Source organism: Tessaracoccus flavescens (genome assembly GCF_001998865.1).
In the GTDB taxonomy this organism is placed as follows: domain Bacteria; phylum Actinomycetota; class Actinomycetes; order Propionibacteriales; family Propionibacteriaceae; genus Arachnia; species Arachnia flavescens.
Genome location: NZ_CP019607.1, coordinates 171577 through 190497, shown reverse-complemented (window position 1 = coordinate 190497; position 18921 = coordinate 171577). Strand labels below are relative to the sequence as shown.

Here is an 18921-nt window from a genome sequence, read left to right as displayed (position 1 = left end):
GTCACGGAACTCGAAGACTTCGCCACGACAGCGATGCCTGTCGTCGTGCAATGCAAGTTCAGTGTCGAGCCGTCAGGCACGCTGGCGCCGTCAGACCTTTAGGACGAACTCGCCAAGATCGAGGCGCTGCACGCCCGTGGTCTATGCGACGGCTACTTGGTGTTGACGAACCTGCGCGTCACCGGCCGGACACAGGCTTGGTTCGCCGAAGAAGTGCGCAAACGCGGTCCTCAGGTTGCAGCGATTCTTCCCGGGACCTGGATCTGCACGCAGATCGAGAAGAACTGGAACCTACGTCGCTACGTACCGCGCGTTTACGGGCTCGGCGACCTTACGACCATCCTGGACGAACGCAGGATGCGGCAAGCCCGCGCGCTTCTAACAAGCCTGACCCGAGAACTGGAAACGTTCGTCCCTACCGGCGCCTACCGGGGCGCTAGCGATGCCATCACCGATCGCGGGTTCGTGTTGCTCCTCGGCGAACCTGCCAGCGGGAAGTCGACCATCGCCGCGATGCTCTGCATGACCGCGCTCGACAACTGGCAGTGCGACGTGATGCGCGTCGACGGCCCGGATGAGCTCCTCGCGCACTGGAACCCTGACGACCCCCGACAGATGTTCTGGGTCGACGATGCCTTCGGCAGCATCCGTCACGAACCGCACCTAACCGATGCCTGGGTGCGACGGATGCCGGAGGTCATGGCAGCCGTCGGCCACGGCGCTCGGGTGCTGATGACGAGCCGCGACTACATCTACCGGGAAGCCCGCCCGAGGATGAAGGAGTACGCCTTCCCTCGGCTGCGAGAGCAGCAGGTCGTGATCGACATCACCGACCTGAGCATCTCCGAGAGAGAGCAGATACTCTACAACCACTTGAAGGCAGGCGATCAGCCTGCAGCGGTGCTGGACGAGTGGCGACCGCACCTACGTGCAGTAGCGGCTGCTACTCGATTCCAGCCAGAGGTGGCGCGCCGCCTGTCCCTGCAGGACTTCGTGCCGGCCTCCGGGCTACGGGGCGAAGCCGCGCTGGTGTCGTATTTCGAGCACCCGAGCGAGTTTCTGGTTGATGTGCTCGACGGCCTCGACCCTGCGCAGCGCGCCGCACTCGCAGCAGTTTACCTCTCGGGCGGAGAACTCGTGGCGCCGTTCGAGCCAGACGAACGGCTGACTGCGGCGGTGACAGCCCTGGGCACGACGGTCGCCGAGACCGCCCGCGCCTTCTCTGCCATCGAAGGCACGTTCCTGTCCCAGGGCGTGAGAGCGGACGGAAACACCGTCTGGCGCTTCCATCACCCGACGATCAGAGAAGGCTTCGCTGCGTCCGTTGCCCGTGACATTTCCACGCTGTCGGTCTATCTCGAAGGCATGACGGTCGATGAGCTTGTCGCCCAACTTGACTGCGGCGGCCCGAACCAGCGGGGGACGCTGGTCCAGGTCCCACCCGCCATGTACCCGCTGGTTGTCCCGCGCGTACCCGTCCCCGAACGGAGGGAATGGTCGAGAGGCCCTCGGGCGTGGTTCCTACAGACACGGTGCTCAGATGAGTTCCTGCGTATGTGGGCGGATGCTCACGAGGACGCGCTGCCCGGCATGGCGGAGTTCGGGATGATGGTGGATGCGATGTGGGAGCCCGCTCTCCTGAGCCGACTCAACGAAGCTGCGGCGTTGCCCGAAGACGTACGCCGGACAGCGGTCGAGCGGATTGTCGAGTACAGCATCGACGACCTCGACCCCGCCTGGGCAGACTCGTCCCTCGCCGGGCTCTTCACAGAAGATGAGCGCGCGGACCTGCGTAGACGAGTGGAAGAGGAAGTGCTGCCAGAGCTGGAGAAGCGTATCGACGTCCTTGTCGACTCGATCGTCAGCGACATGACCAAGGAGGAACTCTACCAAACTCCGCGCGACTACGTCGCCGCCATCCGAAGCTCCTTCCCCGAACGCCCGGACATTCTCCGGCTCTGTGACCGCGCAGAAGAACACATCAACGACCGTGCGTCCAACGACGAGGACGAAGACGAGCAACCCGCTGAGAGCTCGGGATTGGCGGCACCGGATCGACTTGCTTCAGCCAGCGTCGTCGGTCCGCGCGATCCATTCGAGGACGTCGCCGCCGGCCATTGAACGTCAGCGTCGCCGCCGAAGCGCATCTGATTGCGTCACCACAGACCTGGCATGCATCGCATTGGGCGGGACACCGTCGGCCGTGTCGGACCTCACGGCTAGCGTTGGGCAACAGATGAGCGCCCGTCTGACGAGCACGCCATCCGCATCCGGGCGACAACGCCGACGCCACCGGCCGGTCCGTGGTCTTCGGTGTGCTCCAGCACGTCGGTGCCGAGCTGTCCGCGCACGAGACCATCACCGCCGAACACGAGCATGGGGCGCGATCGCCCAACTCGCCGCCGAGTACGAGACGATTGCTGCCGCTGCCGAACGAGACCCGTTGGCCACCCTGATTCGATCCTCCAGCCTGACCGCGGAACAGGCGGACCGCCGTCGAGTCGGAGGCGTTCGGAGCGTTCACCGCGAAACTGCGCCGAGTGGATACCAATCATCACGACCTCGACACCCTGCTCCCGCTCGTGTGTTCGCCGATGCTGACGACATCGCCTCGGTGCTGCACTATCTGGTCGCGCGTGCCACCGCGCGCCTGGCTGGCTCGGGTCGCACACGCAAGGCGCCACAGCTGATCACCGGACTCATGGCGTCCGCCGATGGCCCGATGACCGACGACATGCGCCCCGCGCTCGACGAGCGACGCGAACTGGTCGAGGCCCGCGCCGACGCAACCCTCGACGCTGCGACAGCAGACAACGAGTCGTGGATCATGGCGCTCGGCAGCGCACCGCGAGACCCGCGCAAGGTAGCGACCTGGCGACGCCATGCCCGCACCGTCGCTGCCTATCGCGACTGTTACGGCATCACCGAAGACTCGCCTCTGGGCCCGATGCCGGAGAGTACCGTGCAGAAGATCGACCACGTCCGTGCTCGGGTCGCAGTGGAACAAGGGCAGGCGGTCACGTCTTTGAGTGCGTCCGGTTCTGCTCCATGAGCAGCGGCGGACAGGGACCCCGTAGGTCCGACGATGTAACGGACTTTCGGGCGGATCGTTGATGAGTGAACCGCCTCGTCGCGCCGGCGAGCCCTGCCGGCGGCCGTGCCGTGGAGCCACATGCCGGGTTCGCGGGGTCGGGTTACCAGCGGCGACCTGATGGGTCAGGTCTGGAGTGGACTGACCGCGGGACGTCCAAGGCTCTCACTCCTCCGAACGATCCGTCTATCCCGCGACACGCCAAAATGACGGATTCACGATCCTGGCTGAAGTTCGAGGTAGTCTCGACTCACCATCGAGAGGAGTCCCATGACTGGGCAGCACGACCGCCAGGACTGGTGCGGCGAGTTCACGGCAGAGGAACTATCCGCGATCCGACGCCAGGTTCCGCATGCGATCCAGAGGAGCCAGGAGCGTTCCGCCAGAGCCCACACGGAGTACGACGATCCCGACGGGGACCAAGACGTGTATGGCGCCGGCATGTCCCGTGGCGTACAGAAGGAACTCCGTCCTCTTCTCGCGAACCTCTCCTCCTACAGCGAGATGCAGGTACCCAGGAGTCGCCGCACGCTGACCTTCCTCGGCGATGCCTTGATCTTCCCGCTGCGGGTGGGCAAGCAGATGCCTCGCAACCATCGCCGCATCAGACTCAACTACCTCCCGGAGTCGCGTCGCGAACTCTTGGAGCAGACCAGCAACACCAAGTACGTCGACGCCGGACTGTTCGAGCTTGACGAGACTCCCGGTACCGAGCAGCCCGCTCGACTCGACGACGCGCTCACCCTCCTCAGCGAGGGTGACACACGCGCAACGCTGTTCGTGCCCTACTACAGCAGCTCGCCCCAGGGCGTCGGCACGATCTACTTCGCTCCCGCACGGCTGAACGGCCGCTACCTGGAGTTCACCGACCCCGAACGCCTCACCTATCAGGTGCCCGTTGCGGGCGAGGAGCCCGCAGCCGTGCTGGCACCTGTCGGCGGTTTCGCCGACGGTGATCGCCCCCGCACCACCGTGAAGCTCCGCCCGCGCCCGACCGAAAAGGAGGACAGCTAACAATGGGCGACCCCCGTAGCCAGTCCGCAGACCCGGCGGGCGTCGCGAGACTGTTCGATCCTGCCCGACTCACCCAGGCACGACGCATCAACAAGATGTCCAAGACAGAACTCCACCGCAAGGTCGGCGTCTCCGCCGCTGCGATCGGACAATACGAACGCGGCGAGGTCCGCCCCCGCGCCGAAACCGTAACCGCACTGGCCGACGCGCTCCGCGTACCGCCGGGATTCTTCGCCCTTGGGCGCCCTCGCGCCCAGGTCGATATCGCCGAGGCGTCCTTCCGTCGTCTTCGTTCTACCAGCGTCGCTCAACAACAGCAGGCCACTGCCTACGTCGAGCAGGCATGGGAACTCGCGTGCTATCTCGAAGAGAGCGTCGAGTTCCCGGAAGTCGACCTTCCTGAGTGGGCCAGCGCCGACTCGGCCGATGTCCCGGACCCCGTGAGTGCGGCACAGGCCGTTCGGCGGCACTGGTCTTTGGGGAGCGAACCCATCCGGCACCTCGTCTATCAGATCGAACAGCACGGAATCCTGACGGTCTTCTTCTCCATGAAGCAGGACGACAGCTTGGACGAGAAGAGCCGCATCGACGCGTTCTCGACAACGGCGCTCCCGCGCCCGATGATCGTGCTCACACCTGACAAGGCGAACGACGTGATGCGGCACCGCTTTTCAGCAGCGCACGAACTAGGACACATCGTGTTGCATCACGGCCGCCAGGGGACTGACAGCCAGTTGGAGCGTCAAGCGGACATGTTCGCTGCCGAGTTCCTGACCCCGCGCGACGTGATCGCCAACGAGCTACCGAAGCGGATCAACTTCAACCGTTACGAACAAATCAGCCAGCGATGGGGCGTCTCGGTGGCATCTCTGCTCTACCGATCCCGTGAGCTTGATCTACTCTCCGAGTCCACGGTTCGCCGCGCCTACATCACGCTTAACAGCCTCCCGCGGCGGCCGATGCCCATCCGTGACTTTCCCGGTGAACGTCCCGAGCTACTGAAGTCAGCGATCGATCTTCTCGATGGCGCAGGCGTGAACCTAGCCGAGATCGCAGCCGACCTACAGATGACCCCGCGCCACGTACGACGCCTGGCAGACATCGACGATCCCCAGCCGAAACTGACACTTGTGCCGAATCAGCCCGACGACCCGAACTCGGCACTACCGCACGAGTTCATGCAGAAGAAGGAGAGGAACACCATGGGAAAGCCCAACAAGCGTGTGGTGCAGCAACGCGACGACGGCGACTGGGAAGTCCGGAAGCCAGGTGCCGCGCGGGCAAGCGCGGTCACCCAAACCCAGGCCGACGGCATCGGGCGAGCGCGCGCCATCCTGGGCAACGATGGAGGCGGCGAGCTTCAGGTCCGCTCCAAGAAGGGAACCATCCGCGCACAGGACACGATCGCCCCCGGCAACGACCCGAAATCCTCCAAGGGGTGACAGGGGTACCCGTCCGTGGAGTCTGACGGCCAATCTGGCTCCGCGGACACCCGTCACCGTCGACAGGATCATCATGAAGTCGAGACGACTCACCTTCTACCTCCTCCGGGAGGACATCACTGACTTCGACGACGCCCTGGACCCGGACAAGGCCAGTGTGACCGTTGAAGTCGACCCATCGACCGGTATCGACGGCCGCTTCCTCTACGTCGAGCCTCACTCGTCGGTACCGGCCTGGGTCGGTTTCGTGCAACCGCTACTCACAGATCAACTCAGCGGCATTCGCTCGGCCTCCACCTCGGCGCTGCTGATCCTCCGGACGAGTGACCGCATCTTCGCGCTGACCTTCGGGTACGGGCGCTCGCTGCTCGACCTTTCGAAGATCGAGTATCAATTCGGTCTCCGTGTCGCGCTCAACCGCATCGACCCTCGTCAGATTCGGAGTCTCGACACCAAGACGTTCGAGGACCTGGTCGTGTCAACCAACACGCAAGCGAGCAAGAGCGCTGAGCTACCGACCTTCGGCGTGGACATCTCCCGAGACATCCTGCGCGCAGTGACCGGCGAGCCCCGCGACCAGACGTTCTCCAAGAGAATCGCCGGAGCAGACTCACTGGTCATGGGCGTCAAGACGACGGCATCGGAACTCCCCGCCATCTGCGACGACCTCTTGACCGCATTCACCGCAGACGCGTACAAGTCGGACTTCGGCTGGATCGATCAACTCGCGCTCGTACGAGACAACGCCACCATCGACGCGCTCAACGACCTTCTTGTAGAACAGTTGCGGACTGGAGCGACTGGATCGACCCACCTCGCCATGCCAGAGGCGATCGACTGGGAGGACATCGACGGATTCAAGATTGGTGGAACCCGCAGCCACGTCTACGAAGACTTGGACCTCGATGACTATCTGCGTCGCCTCGGCGATGAGCGCACCACGACCACACTGGAGAATCTCAAGTCAAGGTCCGTTTCGGTCCGGTTCGGACGCTCCGGCAACTTCGACAAGCGGTGGAACCTCTATCAGTGCATCGTGACCGAACAACGACTCGATGACCGTCTCCACGTGCTCATCGAAGGACGCTGGTTCGCTGTCAGCTCCACGCTCGTCGAGGAAGTAGACGCGTTTGCTGCCGGACTGCCGGACACGCGGGTAGCCCTTCCAGCGGCACGCGCAGGCGAGATCGAAGCCGACTACAACGCCCGCCTGGCGGAGACCTCACCGGAGCACCTACTCAAACTGGACGCCCGCATCAAAAGACCCGGCGGTGCCAGCAGCGGTATCGAGTTCTGTGACGTCCTCTCCGACCAGGGTGACCTGATCCACGTCAAGCGGAAGTCCCGCTCCGCAACACTGAGCCACCTCTTCGCGCAAGGAGGCGTCTCCGCCTCCACCTTCATCAATGACGGCGTGTTCCGAACCCAAGTCCGCCAGCTCATCGAAGATGAGGTCGCGGCGGACTCACGCGAGGCGTGGCTCCGCCTCGTGCCAAGAGCCGACGAGACGGTGGACAGGTCGCGGTACCGCGTCACGTACGCCGTGATCGCGAACTCGACTCGCGAGGGACGCGACTGGCTCCCGTTCTTCAGCAAGCTGAACCTGATGCAGCAAGGCCGGCAACTCGTCACCATGGGGTTCAGCGTCGCCGTGGCCCGCGTACCGGTCACTGACCCCGAGTAGCACGTCGCCACGGGTCGCCCGAACGAAGGCACCGTAGCCCGCCCGCACGCGCCGCCACCAATGGGTGGAGAACCAAGCGCGATCAGGCGTAGACTCGATCCTGAGGCAGATTTCTCCTCTGCAACGCGCCGGTCACGGCAGACCCTCTGGGTCACTCTCCAACGCACTGCCTCGCCAGATGCGCTGTGCGATGGAGAGGAACGAAAGCCATGATCCGCCTTATCTGGGCCGCGAGCGTCTACACCCGCTACTTCATGCGGCGCTACATGCCCACCAACATCCTGCTGGATTCGATCCGCACCCGCCGCCGCGGCTTGAAGTGGGGCGTGCCGGCGATGCTGCTCGCAATCCCGTACCTGCTGATCGCCAACGTCTGTGTCCAACTCATTGAGGAAGGTGCCCCCGGATGGCTCCACCTGGTCGTGCTGTGGGCGATCTGGAACATGCTCAAGATGCTTTGGATCGGGCCGATCAGCGTCGCTCTGCTGATCCGTGCCCGCCTCCGCGAGGCCGTCGCCCGCTGGGATGAGATCCGTTCGACCGCCGAGGCCGATGGCATCAGGAGGCGTCCTCTCGTGGACAGGGTGGCCAACGGTCGAGCGCGGTGAGGTACGCCGCAGAACCAGAGGTCTGGCTGACGACCATCGTGAGGCGACAACCGCGCTAATCGGATTCCTCGACGCGTGGTCGGTCACCCTTGTGCGTGGTTTGTCCACGTAGAAGTGCCCGACCGGCCGCGAGCGTGGAGTGGATCATCGGTGCCGTGATCGGGATGCTTCCTTCGCCGCGACGCTGAACGATGCTAATAAATGCACCCTCGGTCTCACCCTCGGCAGTAATTGCTCCATGCACAAGGAATGGCTTCTGTTCCTCAGGCTGCGGCGGAATGTCGATCGCAATCAGTGCGCGCTTACCTTCGGCAGGGATTAGGTCAATCCTGATCCCGAGCGCAGGCGGATAGAGGTGGTGGTCTAGCACGCGAAGATAGCGGGCTCGGGTGTCGCTATGGCGAGGTACGATGCCGCGAACCTCGCGGATCACTTCACCATCGGGAATCTTCTTAGCCTTTGCTCCCACCACGATCAGACCGCCCTCTTCGGCGTTGGCGAACCGCGCAACAGCTTGCGCAAGGCTGATCTTTCCTCGGGTGGAAGTTAGGTCATACTCCTCCGACTTCGCATCGAGCCAATGACCCTCAGCCTGCCCGACAAGGAGTCCAGCACACCCACCACGAACCAAGTCGGCCACCGAGTCGCGAGTAATCTCCGCCGCCCCAAACGCATCGCATAGTTGTAGGACATCCTCACCGACTGCGAATAAGTAGTCGAGGGTACGGCCGCGCCACGGTATCCGGAGGCGTAGCCGAACCGCGAGCACCTCCGGGCCGGACCAGCCGTCTTCGATCTCAACTGAATGCAAGGATGCGCCCACGTGATCGAGAGAGGGCGCAACTAGACGGCTGACGGAATGCAGAGGATTCTCTTCCTCGCCATCGCTGGGCCACGCACCGAAGTAGAGAACGCTCACAAGCAGCGCGCCTTGGCGTAGCTCGAACCCAACTTGTCCACCGCCAAGATCTGCATCGAAATGGTCTTCGTGCAGTTCAGAGACATCAGCTTCACTCTCGTCGCTGCGGTAGTTCTTCGCGTGCGCCACGAGCGCGGCCTTCAAGTCCACCGCCCGGAGGTGAGGCAGGTCTTGCTTGGTCAGGACAAGTTGCCCACTGATGCCTGCACGACGTTCCTCACCACGGACGGTCCACTCCTCAGTTCGCGCTGAGTAGTAGACGGTTGACACGCTCTAACCCTAGGGCCAGCCTCGGCGGCCCGACCTTCCAGCCGGGTCGCCAGTCCACTTGCGCTGGTTCCGATGCCCTGGGCGGTGATCGCATCGACGCGCCGACCTTCCGCCACCGCCTCGGCGAGCATCACGGGCATGCTCAGGCGGTGACCCGGCGACGACCGCCGGCACGGATCGTCCCGCCGCACGCGATCACCGCCGAGCGCACGGACTCATGGCTGACTCCGAGTCGCGCGGCGACCTGAGCGAGCGTCATCCCACCCGCATAGAGCTGAGCGGCGTCCTGTCGGATCGCGTCGGGCAACTCCGGGCGACGCGCTGCCAAGCCCGCCTGCCGAGCTATCTCCCGCACGGTGCCGCGGTGCACGTTGAATCGCGTCGCCAGCTCCCGCACGGGCACCCCATCGGCGTACCCGGCGATCAGCTCGGCTCTATTGGAGACGCTCAAACGGGTTTGAGACTGCCGAGAATTCTCACGCATGGGACCGCGCTCATCGGTCATCCGAGCACCCCGAGCGCGCGGCCGACGAGCCCCAGAACCTCGTAGAACACGGGAAATCAGCGATCCGAGCGGCTTCCGGGGGTTTGAGAAGCTGCTACGGAGGTCCACCCCGCGCACAAGGCTCGAGCCCTTGCCAATGGAAACGTTGGCGGAGGTTCGGGCCTTGTTCATGTCTGCGGCCCAGGTCAGAGCGTTAGCGTTGACCTGCGGATCGAGGAGCATCTCGAAGGGCCGGTTGTGCTCGACGCGCAACTCGTTGTCCTCGTCGATGAATACCCTCGTGAAGAACGCCTGGTTGCACAGTCGCCGGTTGGTGTCGTCGCAGCGGGCGTAGATGTCTGCGCAGTTGGCGAGCAGTCCGAGCGCGTCATCGAGGTGTGCGCGAGCGTCGGCGTAGTCACCGAAGTGGGCGTCGATCCGTCGGGTCACCTGGTCGAGTTCGGCGACGATGCGGTCTTGCTCGCGCTTGAGCACGGAGAGCGGGATCGCGTCGGCGTAGTGCGCTTGCATGAGGCGGTCTTGCTCGCGTTCGAGCCGGTCGCGGTTGGCCGTGAGGCGCGCGAGTTCTTCGGTTTCGGCGGCCATGAGCCGGTCGAACTCGTGGTGGAGCATCCCCGCGAGTGCGTCCTGCTGAGCCGGCGTGATCTGGACGCGCGTGTAGTAGTCCTCGACGAGTTTCTCGACGTCCTCGATGAGCATTGCCTGGCGCGTGCAGTCGGTGCGCTTGGAGTGCCGCCCGGAGCAGACGAAGTAGCAGTAGACGTTGCCGTGGCGGTTATTCGCGTTGGAGACGATGAGCCTGGAGCCGCATTGGCCGCAGTGGATGGTCCCTTTGAGGTAATGGCCGTGGACCTGGGTTGCCGGGCGTCGCCCGGTCGAGCAAGGGTCACTCGGTCGCCTGCTGTGACTCCTCCGATGGTCCTGCGATCAGCGGAGGATGTTGTCGTTCAGTCTGATTGGACGGACCTCTCATGTTGGACGGGATCATCCGGCATGACCTTGATCTCTAGCGGCAGGTGCTCCCTGCCCCGAGAGGCTGCTACCGGTAGGCTTGGAGCATCAACACCCGGCTTTGGAGGCGCGCGACTGAGAGGAGGTCTCCTGATGGCGACCAACGATCAGGTCAAGGCGCTCGTGAAGAGCCACGCTGACGGTGATGACCCGCAGTTCTACGCCGTTGCCATGCAGGTCGCGGCCAAAGCTGCCCGTGCCGGGCAGTCGAAATTCGCTCAAGAGCTTCGCGATCTCGTAAACGACCTCCGTGAGCGATCAGGTCAGCGGGCGCGTATCGCCGCGGTCGTTCCGTTCCCTCAGCCAAAGGGCGAACTGGGGGCGTTGCTGAATGTCTCGTACCCCGAGGCCAGGCTGAGTGACCTCGTGCTGACGGACAGACTCCAAGAACGACTGACGCATGTGTTGCTAGAGCAGCGGCAGCGTGACGCGCTTGCCCGACATGGCCTGACCCCCGCTCGGCGCCTCCTGCTCACAGGGCCGCCTGGCACCGGAAAGACCTCCACCGCGCGTGTGATCGCCGGGGAACTCGGACTTCCGCTGTTCTCGATCAGGCTGGACACGGTGTTGACGAAATTCATGGGTGAGACAGCCGCGAAACTCCGTCTTGTGTTCGACGCACTGGCGCAGACGCGAGGGGTCTACCTCTTCGATGAAGTTGACGCACTCGGCGGCGACCGTGCCGCACAGAATGATGTTGGTGAGATTCGTCGAGTGCTCAACTCGTTCCTTCAGTTCCTCGAAGAGGACACGTCAGACAGCGTCATCATTGCAGCGACGAACCACCCCAGCTTGTTGGACAACGCGCTGTTCCGTCGATTCGATACGGTGATGGACTTCGCGCTACCCGACGATGCTGCGGTGGAGTCGGTCATCAAGAATCGACTGGCGTCTTTTCAGATCTACAACTTGAGTTGGACACGCATCATTCCGGCGGCCCGCGGCCTGAGTCATGCCGAGATAGCCACTGCCGCCGAGAATGCCGCCAAGCGAACCATCCTCAGCGATCGCACCCGGGTGCGAACCGATGATGTCGTCATCGCGCTAGAAGAACGTCCTCGTTCCCACCGTCGGACGGACAGGGCAACCTAACGGAGATGGCTGAACGAGACCGCCCGCACATCTTTGTGCCGACGCCGCCTGCGTCTGAGTCGTTCACGCCCATTTCGACGCCGGTAACAAGTCGGGGCGGTGGTTTTAGCGGCAGCCGCAGCGAGCATGGGAAGCGCCTAACCGAGGAGTTCGAGGCTGCTTGGGAACCCCCAACAGATGAGCCGGAGACCACCGGGACCTACCTCACCTTCACTTCGTTTCCCGGCCTCGACTTGATGTTTGAGAGTTTGGAATCGCGCCGGCCTGGTTCACAGCCAGAGCTTGTTGCGGTCCAAGCGGAGATGACGCACGCTGGTGAGGTAGTAAACGCGACGGTCTTTATCCCGGATGGGCAGAAGGAGTTCTTTCTCAAGAAGCTTGAGCAGTACGTGGAGACTGCTGAAGTAGTGGAGGGTAAGCCAAACAATGCGACCCTCATCGAAGGAATTGCGTCTATTCGCCGTGCAACGATCCGGGAGTTGTGGACAGACCCTGCCGATGAGTACCCAACCGACCCAACCCAGTCTCGGTGGTGGGAGCTATGGCTCAGAGCTGGCGACGGTAGAGAGTACGAGCGGCTGACAGAGTACGCCCGGCAGCACAGCCTCCCGGTGAGCGATCACTACCTCGGATTCGGTGACCGAACGGTCGTACTCATCCGCGCCACCAGCGAGCAACTCGCCATGACCTTCCGGAGCATTGATGACATCGCTGAGTTGCGCCGTCCTCACGAAGTAGCCTCTTTCCTTCCGAGTCTGTCCGCATTTGAACAGCGTGACTGGGTGAGTGAGCTGCAATCGCGAGTTGAGCACGCAGGAGCTGACGCGCCTGTGGTGTGCATCCTTGATCGAGGCGTTCAAGCCGGGCATCCGCTGTTGGAAGATTCGCTTGCAGCCGATGACCTGCACGCGGTTGAGCCGAGCTGGCGCAAAGATGTGGCGATCCATGGGCATGGCACCGAGATGGCGGGCCTCGCGCTCTACCGAGACTTACAGGCGGCCATCAGCTCGCAGCACGGCGTTCGTCTTGGGCACAGGCTCGAATCCGTTAAGTTGCTCCCTGACACGGGCAGCAACGATCCTGACGTGTACGGGGCGGTGACCGCACGAGCGGTGGATCAGCCAGAGATTTCCGCGCAGGATCGTTCTCGGGTGTTCATGTTGGCTATCACCGCGCCAGCAGCTGCACCGAACCCGGGACACCGCGTCGAGGACCGTCCAATGCAGGAAGCAGGGCGTCCAACCGCGTGGTCAGCCACGATCGATGCCCTGACTTACGGTCGGGCTATCGACGATAGCGTTCCCAAGTTCACCTACCTGAACCGAGACGAAGAACCAACGCCCCGACTCTTCGTGGTCTCAGCTGGAAACATCCGTGATGTGCGGGCCGAAGACGATCACCTCGACCGCAGCGACGCGGAGGGCGTCGAAGACCCTGCGCAAGCGTGGAATGCGCTCGTCGTCGGAGCCTACGCCGAACATGACGCAATGGACCACGCCCCAGATGTCTTCGCGGGGTACGTGCCAATCGCCGCCCGTGGTGAACTCTCACCGACCAGCCGCACTTCGGTGTCCTTCGACCAGAAGCGTTGGCCGTTCAAACCCGACGTCGTCGCACCTGGCGGAAACCTCGCTCGTACCCCAGACGGCACCGATGTAGATACTCCGGAGAACCTCGCGATCCTCACCACTCGCCTGCAACATCCAGGTGAGGGCTACTTCACGACCACCCGAGATACCTCAGCGGCAACAGCCCACGTAGCGGCCGTCGCAGCCGACATTCGTGCGGCGTACCCTCACTTGAGACCGGAAACGATCCGTGCCTTGATCGTCCACTCCGCAGAGTGGACCAGCGCGATGCGGACACGCATCGACGCGACCACCACGAAGGGGGCCGCAGTCAACCTGCTGCGCCGCTATGGCATGGGAGTGCCCAGTCTGGAACGCGCCACGCGCAGCGCCAACAACGCATTGACGCTGGTGGATGAGGCTGTGATCCACCCTTACGAACGCGACGGTAACTCCAGCAGCGGCAAATCCCGTGAAATGAACTTGCACCGCCTGCCGTGGCCTATCGACGCGTTGTCAGCACTTGGCGAGACCGAAGTCCAGCTGCGTGTCACACTCTCGTACTTTGTGGAGCCGAACCCATCGAGTCGTGGGTGGACCGGGCGATACTTCTACCCCTCTCATGGGTTGCGTTTCGCCATGAAGCGACCCGAGGACAACCTCGACGCGTTCCGCCAACGTGTCAACAAGCAGGCCCGCGAGGAAGGCGAGAAGCCGCTGGCTCTCAACACCGAGACTGGCTGGCTGTTCGGACGTGGCCAGCAGACGTCGTCTGGTTCCCTCCACACCGACATCTGGACGGGATCAGCCGCCGACCTCGCCGCCAAGGAAGCTGTCGTCGTGTACCCAGTCGCGGGGTGGTGGAAGAACCGGCCAAAGATGGATCAGAGCGATAACGGCGTCAACTACTCACTCGTTGTCAGCATCGAGGCTCCCGAGGTCGAAGTTGATTTGTGGACACCGGTCTATCAGCAGGTGGCCGCAGTAATTGAGGTCTAGCCAGGTCCAGCCAAGGTGCGCGAGCACCGTGGTGATCCTGCCAACCTAGAGATCGCGTCGAGCCTCGCGGTCCAAGGGTAGGTCGCGACGTTGATGTAGCGAATGCGCGCTCGTCCCAGGACTGAGTGACTTCCCGCCTTCTCGCTGCGTCGGACCCAAGCAGGGTGTAGGTGGGGTCTGAAGCCTCCGGTCTCGAGTAGGGACCTGGCGATGGTATGTCGACCTCGGGGTTATGTTGACCGACGTCGTGGGGTGCCTGTTCCAGTGCGGGTTGGGGCCTGATCCGGTCAACATAACGATGAATGCTCGGGTCGGGGTTCGCTTGATCTGACCGGGCGATCGTTGGGATCGCCTGGCTTCGGGTCAGGAGGACCAAGATGGTGATTCATCGTGATCAGTGCCGCGCTGACGCGCGGGACGTGCTGGACGAGTTCGAAGCGTGGCTGCTGCGGGAACGGTCCACGCAAGAGGGCACCGCTGCTGCCTACACCGCCCGCGTCGCGGGGTTCGTGGAGTGGCTTCCCGCGCCGGTCGATCAGTCGCTGAAGACGCTGACTGCGGCGATGCTGACGCAGTGGGTGAACCTGGAAGCGGCACGCGGGCTGAAGGCATCGACCCTGAGCAAGCAGCTGGTGATGCTGCGCTCGTTCCTGCAGTTCTGCCACCGGTCAGGGCGGACCGGGCAGGACTTCTCCGGGGTCGTGCCTCACGCGGCGGCATGGCGGCTCTCGTCGATCCCTGACCCGGTCCCGTCCGGGACGATCGAGGCGTTGTTCGGCACTCTCGATCTGCGGTCGGCGAAGGGGATGCGCGACCGGGCGATCCTGATGTTGTTGACCGGTCTGGGCCTGCGGGCCTGCGAGATCGCCGGCCTGCGGCTGGGCGACATCGGTTGGCGCACCGGAACCCTGCGCATCCGTGGGAAGGGCGACAGGGTTGACGAGTTGCCGCTGCCCGAGGATGTCGGGCAGGCGTTGGAGGACTACGTGCTCCACGGCCGCGGAGGCCGGACTGCTGGCGAGGAAGTGTTCTGGACTGTGATCGACCCGGTCCAGCCGCTGACCGCGAACGGTGTCTGCGGGACAGTCCGGCAGATCTGCGTCAAGGCCGGGGTGGAGAAGTTCGGCCCGCACCGGCTGCGGCACACGTTCGCGACCGGGATGCTCGCCTCCGGGGCGACCCTGCAAGAGGTTCAAGGGCTGCTACGCCACGCTCACCTGCGCACGACCGCGATCTACACCAAGGTCGACAAGAACCGGCTGAGCGCACTGGTCACCGAGTGGCCGGCAACGGCATCGGGCAGGTGGTCACGATGAACGGCCTACGCGACCTCCTGGACGACTACCTGGCGACCCGGCGGGCACTCGGGTTCAAGCTGACCGCGCCGGGCAAGGCGCTGGACGGGTTCGTGGGCTGGATGGAAGAGGCTGGCGAGCCCACGATCCGTCGCGACCTGGTGATCGCCTGGGCGGCGCAGTTCTCTCGCGGCACGGTGCTGGAGCGGTTGAACTACGTCCGCCAGTTCGCCGAGCACGTCGCCTGGTTCGACCCCGCGACCGAGGTCCCGATCCTCGACGGGCGCCCCTATGGCGCTCATCGCCCTCGCCCGCTGATCTTCACCAGCGACCAGATCGACACGCTGCTCGCCGCGGCGGGGAGGCTGACCCCGCAGGTCCGGGCCGCGTCCTGGCAAACACTGCTCGGGCTGCTGACGGTGACCGGGATGCGGATCAGCGAGGCCCGGAACCTCAACGACGACGACATCACCACCGACGAGGACGCCGGTGATGGCAGCGGCTGGGCCAAGGTGACCGACACGAAGTTCGGCAAGTCCAGGCTCGTCCCGCTACACAAGTCCACGATGGACGCGATCCGCCGATACCAGCGGCTCCGGGATCGGACGTTCCCTACCCGGGCCACGACAGCGGTGTTCGTCGCCAGGCGGGGCACCCGGATCGCCCGCTCGACCGCGGGGAACACGTTCCGTGAGATCCGCGAGGCAGCCGGGCTGGCCGGCGGTCCGACCGGACCGGCGGCGAGGTTGCACGACTTCCGGCACACGTTCGCCACGACCACTCTGATCGAGCACATCCGTGTTGGTGGTGATGTCGATCAGATGATGCCGGTCCTGTCGGCGTTCCTCGGACACGTCGGCCCGGAAGCGACCTACTGGTATCTGTCGAACACCCCGGAACTGGCAGCGGCCCTCGTCGAGCGCATCCAAGCGAACGGGGCCGGCGATGAGTGACCTCGCGCCGCTGCTGCAACGGTTCTTCACCGACAAGCTCGACCGGCACCTGAACGCCAGCCCGCACACGAAAGCCGCCTACGCCGACACGTTCCGGCTCCTGCTGACCTACGCCCAGCAGGCCACCGGGATCGCCCCGTCGGCGTTGACCCTGGCCGATCTGGACGCGGACCTGATCGGCGGATTCCTCCAGCACCTGGAAACCGAGCGCGGCAACTCCGCCGCGACCCGCAACGCCCGCCGGGCCGCGCTGCGGTCGTTCTTCACCTACGCCAGCTACCGGGCACCCGACGCGATCGCCACGATCAGCCAAGTCCTCACGATCCCCGCGAAACGCACCAAGACCACGCTCGTGTCGTTCCTGACCGCTGCCGAAGCCGAAGCCCTCATCGCAGCCCCGGACACCCGGACCTGGCTCGGTCGCCGCGACCGGCTCCTGCTGCACCTGGGCATCCAAACCGGACTCCGCGTCAGCGAACTCATCAACCTGCGCGTCGGTGACCTTCAGCTCGGACCACACAGCCAACTCGAATGCGTCGGGAAGGGCCGCAAGCAACGCGTGATCCCGTTGCAGAAGAACACCGTCAAGCTCCTCAACGCCTGGCTCGCCGAGCTCCCACCAGCGCGAGAGGGGCCGCTGTTCCCGACCCACGCCGGGACACCCCTGACCAGGGCCGCCGTTGGGAAGCTCGTTACCCGCCACGCCGCGACCGCGGCCGAGAGGTGTCCTTCGTTGACAGACAAGAACGTCACGCCGCACACGCTGCGGCACACTTGCGCAATGAGCCTGCTGCACGCCGGGATCGACACCGCGAGCATCGCGCTCTGGCTCGGGCACGCGAACATCCAGACCACGCAGATCTACCTCCACGCCGACCTCGAACTCAAACGACGAACCCTCGAACGCGTCCCCGCGCTCGACGAGCGGCCACCAGCCCGATACAAGGCATCCGACGCTCTCATCGCGTTCCTCAAGAACCGCTGACACTGCGATGGTTATGTTGACCGGCTCAGCCGTTCACGCCCGCCTGGCCACGGCGCTCACCGAGCCGGTCAACATAACCCACAGGCCGACATACCGTCGCTTATGCGGAATTCCGCATAAGCTATGTGGTTGGCGAGGTTGCGGAACCCGAGCGCTGAGCCGCGGAGGTGTTCGAGCCGGCCATTGATCGCCTCGGTGGGGCCGTTCGAGGTGCCGGGCCGGTCGAAGTAGGCCAGCACGTCCGCGACTCGTTTCTTCTGGGTCCGGCCAAGCATGGTGATCTCCTCCAGCGCAGGAGGAACTCCGATACTGACGGCGGTGATCAGTGTCTCCATGAGGTTGCGGCTCTTGGTGCGGTCGGGTTCGCGGTAGGCGGCGATCATGCGCTGGTAGATGGCTCCAGGTGGCCTCGACCTCGACGTGGTCGTCGGTGGCGAACAGGGCCCGCAGCCGGGCGGACTGTTTGTTGGTGAGTCGGTCGGAGCCGGTGTGGAGGGTGCGTCTGGCGCGGTAGAGCGGGTCGCTGGCGCGGCCGCGGTGGCCGTGGAGTTCCTGCTGGATGCGACGGCGGCAGCGGTCGAGCGCGTCACCTGCCAGACGGACCACGTGGCACCCGGCTGGGGGATGGGCTGGCAGCCGGGTGGCTGCTGGGCAAGGGTCACTGGCCAAGCGCGGTGAGTCTCTTCGCGCCGATTGGTTCAGCCGTCTGAGTGGGCACTACCGCCCACCGGGGCGCACTGGTGGCGACCTGATCCAGCTGTTGCTGCTCCGAGCGAGCGCGGGTGGCCAACAGCGGGCTGGTGGGACGGGCCGCGGCCAAGGAATTGTTCACCACCCACGCCCAGGGGTGGATGCTGGCGCGCTCGAGATCGGCCGCGAGGGCCCGTGCCTCGGTGACAGGGGTGGTCTCGGGCAGGGTGACGACCACGACCTTGGTGTGCTGGGGATCCTGCAGACGCATCAAAGGGGTGGTGACGAGATCGCGCTGGGCATCATCGAGGTGTCGGGTGATGTCGCGGTGGTAGGCGCCGGTGGCGTCCATGAGCAGCAGGGTGTGGCCGGTGGGTGCGGTGTCCATGATGACGAACTGCTCACGGGCCCGGTTCACGGCGCGGCTGAACTGTTGGAAGACGGCGATCTCCTCGGTGCAGGGGCTCATGAGGTCTTCGGCGAGGGCGGCGCGGCCAGCCTCTTCCAGCTTGGCACCCTTGGAGGCCATCACGCGGTCGCGGTACTCCTGGGTCGCCTGCTCGGGGTCGATCACGCTGACCTCGAGGCCCGGCACGTCTCCCTCGAGGGTACTGGCCAAGTGGGCAGCGGGGTCGGTGGTGGTGAGCAGGACCTTTTTGCCGCGCTGCACCAAGGCCACCGCGATGGCGGCGGCCAGGTGAATATCAGCGCTGCTGGGGGCCGTTGATCGTGTGTTTGGGGGCCACTGGCTGGCGGTGGTGATCGTCTCGTTGGGGGCCGGCAGTGGTGTGGTTG

14 protein-coding genes and 2 pseudogenes are annotated in these 18921 nt (G+C 64.5%); 11 read left to right on the top strand and 5 right to left on the bottom strand.

What is annotated here, in order from left to right; genetic code table 11:
* Positions 1-159 precede the first annotated feature (159 nt).
* The 6 genes from BW733_RS00920 to BW733_RS00895 all read left to right on the top strand — a co-directional run bounded on the left by BW733_RS00920 (position 160) and on the right by BW733_RS00895 (position 7839).
* Positions 160-2121: an nSTAND3 domain-containing NTPase gene (locus BW733_RS00920; RefSeq protein ID WP_152024511.1), complete on the top strand. Its 1962-nt coding sequence runs from the start codon at positions 160-162 to the stop codon at positions 2119-2121.
* Positions 2122-2614: 493 nt separating this feature from the next.
* Positions 2615-3052 carry a hypothetical protein gene (locus BW733_RS18730; protein WP_202970244.1) on the top strand — a complete coding sequence of 146 codons (438 nt, stop codon included), beginning with the start codon at positions 2615-2617 and terminating at the stop codon, positions 3050-3052.
* Positions 3053-3361: 309 nt separating this feature from the next.
* Entirely contained in the window at positions 3362-4105 is a 744-nt protein-coding gene (locus BW733_RS00910; RefSeq protein ID WP_077347068.1) for a hypothetical protein, read from the top strand.
* A gap of 2 nt (positions 4106-4107) precedes the next feature.
* Positions 4108-5547 carry an ImmA/IrrE family metallo-endopeptidase gene (locus BW733_RS00905; RefSeq protein ID WP_077347066.1) on the top strand — a complete coding sequence of 480 codons (1440 nt, stop codon included), beginning with the start codon at positions 4108-4110 and terminating at the stop codon, positions 5545-5547.
* Between the two features lie 73 nt (positions 5548-5620).
* Positions 5621-7231 carry a DUF6119 family protein gene (locus BW733_RS00900; protein ID WP_161490096.1) on the top strand — a complete coding sequence of 537 codons (1611 nt, stop codon included), beginning with the start codon at positions 5621-5623 and terminating at the stop codon, positions 7229-7231.
* Positions 7232-7440: 209 nt separating this feature from the next.
* Positions 7441-7839, top strand: a complete 399-nt coding sequence (locus BW733_RS00895; protein WP_077347062.1) for a hypothetical protein — start codon at positions 7441-7443, stop codon at positions 7837-7839.
* A 55-nt stretch (positions 7840-7894) separates the two neighbouring features.
* Here BW733_RS00895 and BW733_RS00890 read toward each other — a convergent pair whose 3' ends face one another.
* The 3 genes and pseudogenes from BW733_RS00890 to BW733_RS19940 all read right to left on the bottom strand — a co-directional run.
* Complete coding sequence (locus BW733_RS00890; RefSeq protein ID WP_152024510.1) at positions 7895-9028, bottom strand: ATP-binding protein; 1134 nt, start codon at positions 9026-9028, stop codon at positions 7895-7897.
* Between the two features lie 142 nt (positions 9029-9170).
* Positions 9171-10232, bottom strand: a complete 1062-nt coding sequence (locus tag BW733_RS19150) for a hypothetical protein (protein WP_152024509.1) — start codon at positions 10230-10232, stop codon at positions 9171-9173.
* Positions 10233-10253: 21 nt separating this feature from the next.
* A pseudogene (locus BW733_RS19940) lies at positions 10254-10328 on the bottom strand (hypothetical protein); the annotation flags it as partial.
* Positions 10329-10637: 309 nt separating this feature from the next.
* Between BW733_RS19940 and BW733_RS00870 the strand changes: the two are divergent.
* From BW733_RS00870 to BW733_RS00850, 5 genes are all read left to right on the top strand, one after another.
* A complete protein-coding gene (locus tag BW733_RS00870) occupies positions 10638-11636 on the top strand; it encodes an AAA family ATPase (RefSeq protein WP_077347056.1) in 999 nt (332 codons plus the stop codon).
* Between the two features lie 5 nt (positions 11637-11641).
* Complete coding sequence (locus BW733_RS00865; protein ID WP_077347054.1) at positions 11642-14203, top strand: S8 family peptidase; 2562 nt, start codon at positions 11642-11644, stop codon at positions 14201-14203.
* Positions 14204-14580: 377 nt separating this feature from the next.
* Positions 14581-15519 carry a tyrosine-type recombinase/integrase gene (locus BW733_RS00860; protein WP_077347052.1) on the top strand — a complete coding sequence of 313 codons (939 nt, stop codon included), beginning with the start codon at positions 14581-14583 and terminating at the stop codon, positions 15517-15519.
* On the top strand, positions 15516-16451 hold the full coding sequence (locus BW733_RS00855; protein ID WP_152024508.1) for a tyrosine-type recombinase/integrase: 936 nt from the start codon (positions 15516-15518) through the stop codon (positions 16449-16451). Before BW733_RS00860 ends, BW733_RS00855 begins: the two co-directional genes overlap by 4 nt.
* Complete coding sequence (locus BW733_RS00850) at positions 16444-17436, top strand: tyrosine-type recombinase/integrase (protein ID WP_077347048.1); 993 nt, start codon at positions 16444-16446, stop codon at positions 17434-17436. Before BW733_RS00855 ends, BW733_RS00850 begins: the two co-directional genes overlap by 8 nt.
* Positions 17437-17504: 68 nt before the next feature.
* Here BW733_RS00850 and BW733_RS00845 read toward each other — a convergent pair.
* Positions 17505-18045 (bottom strand): annotated as a pseudogene (locus BW733_RS00845) (ISL3 family transposase); the annotation flags it as partial.
* A gap of 49 nt (positions 18046-18094) precedes the next feature.
* Positions 18095-18796 (bottom strand): ArsA-related P-loop ATPase, encoded by a 702-nt coding sequence (locus tag BW733_RS00840; protein ID WP_237268257.1) that lies wholly within the window; start codon positions 18794-18796, stop codon positions 18095-18097.
* Positions 18797-18921: the final 125 nt, after the last annotated feature.